This is a genomic window from Pseudomonas sp. SDO5532_S415 (assembly GCF_054071155.1).
Window position 1 is genome coordinate 1 of the sequence record NZ_JBSVWS010000335.1, and the last position, 2,053, is coordinate 2,053.

Below are 2,053 nucleotides of genomic sequence, written 5' to 3' on the forward strand. Positions count from 1 at the left end.
GACTTGGTAACTGACTGACATACCGCCTTCGCGAGCAGGCTCGCTCCCACATTGCTTATGTACCTTTCAAACCAGTGTTTGCTCCAAAGCACCAACGGACTGCCATGAAACTCTCCCCCCTCGCCCTGACGCTGACCCTGCTACCGGCCGGCCCGCTGCTGGCCGATAACTTCGAGCGCGATCAAGCCTTGAAACTGCCCGACGTGCTGATCAGCGCCAACCGCCAGGTCGAAGCTCGCAACGACAGCAGCGCCGCCAATACCGTATTTACTCGCGAAGACATCGATCGCCTGCAGCCAAACAGCGTGACGGATCTGCTGCGCCGCGTACCCGGTGTGCAAATCGCACAAACCGGCGGACGCGGCAGCCTGCCGGGGGTTTACATTCGCGGCACGCAATCGGCGCAAAGCCTGGTGCTGGTGGACGGCCAACGGATCGGCAACTCGACGTCCGGCGACAGCAACCTGCAACACATCAACATCGAACAGGTCGAGCGCGTGGAAGTGCTGCGCGGCTCCCGCTCGGTGATTTATGGCAGCGACGCGATCGGAGGGGTGATCCAGATCTTCACCCGTCGTGGCAGCGAACCCGGTTTGCGCCCACAAATGCATGTGGGCGTTGGCAGCAATCAAACCTGGGAACGTAGCGTTGGCCTATCCGGTGGTGACGAAAAAAACCGCTTCAACCTCGGCGCCAGCCTCGATGAAACCGCCGGGATCAACCGCACCCATGAGTCCTATCCCAGCGATGGCGACCATGACGCGTACCGCAACCAGGCGTTCAGCCTGAGCCTGAGCCATGCCCTCAGCGACGACATCGAAATCGGTGCCAATGTGCTGGATAACCGGGGCAAAAGTGAATTCGACAACCCGTTCGGACGCTTCGACCTGGAGACTTTCGAGTCGGTCCAGCAACAGCCCTACAGCGAATTCGACGTGAGCAGTGTCAGCAGCTACGTCGACGCGAGGGTCAACGATCGCTGGAAAACCCGTATCGAATTCGGCCACAGCGAAAACCGCGAGCAGACCCTCGACAAGCTCAGCGATGAGCGCAGTGTGTTCAACACTTACCGAGACTCGGTGAGCTGGCAGAACGACCTGACACTCAACGAGCGCAACAGTCTGATCCTCGGCGGCGACTGGTACGAAGACCGGATCAACAGCAGCACAGCCTTCGACGAGGACAGCCGCTGGAACCGTGCTGCGTTTATTCAGCATCGCTACCGCACCGACAGCTTCTCCACCGAACTGGGTCTGCGCCGCGACCAGAACCAGCAGTTCGGCGGCCAGAACAGCTGGAGCGGTACCTTTACCCTGCCGTTGAACCCGGCCAACGATGTGCTGCTGACCTACAGCGAAGGTTTCCGCGCGCCGACCTTCAACGACCTGTATTACCCGGACTTCAGCAACCCGGACCTCAAGCCCGAAACCTCGAAAAGCTATGAGTTGCAATGGCGCAGTCAATTGACCGAGAACAGTCGCCTGGAAGCCTCGCTGTACCGAACGGACCTGAAAGACGCGATCATCTTCGGCAGCAACTCACGACCGGAAAACGTTGCGTCGGCGCGGATCAACGGCTTTGAGGCGGCGTTGAAGCAGGAACTGTTCGGCTGGCAGAGCAACCTTGGCGTGGCAATCATCGACCCGCGGGACCGCGATAGCGGACATACCCTGGCCCGTCGTGCGCGACGCACCTTGAGCCTGGACCTGGATCGGCAGTTCGATCGATTGGGCCTCGGCGCCAGTTGGCAGGCGGTCAGCAGCAGCTATGACGACTTGAACAATCAACAGCCATTGGGCGGCTATGCCTTGCTGGGGTTACGCAGTAGCTGGGAACTCAATCGCGAGATCAAGCTGGAGCTGAAGGTGGATAACCTGCTGGACAAGGGTTACAGCCGAGTGTTGTACAGCCATGAAGGCAGCCAGTATGGGTATCGCGAAGAAGGTCGCGCGTGGATGTTTGGGGTGACCTGGACGCCGGAGATCTAAACCGAAATTCGCGGTGATTGGATTGACCTCTTCGCGAGCAGGCTCGCTCCCACAGGGGGCACAGC

The 2,053-nt window shown here is 59.9% G+C and carries 1 protein-coding gene; it reads left to right on the forward strand.

Going from position 1 to position 2,053, the window contains the following annotated elements; genetic code table 11:
• Positions 1 to 104: 104 nt before the first annotated feature.
• On the forward strand, positions 105 to 1,988 hold the full coding sequence (locus ACW9HW_RS29895; protein ID WP_457402929.1) for a TonB-dependent receptor domain-containing protein: 1,884 nt from the start codon (positions 105 to 107) through the stop codon (positions 1,986 to 1,988).
• Positions 1,989 to 2,053: the final 65 nt, after the last annotated feature.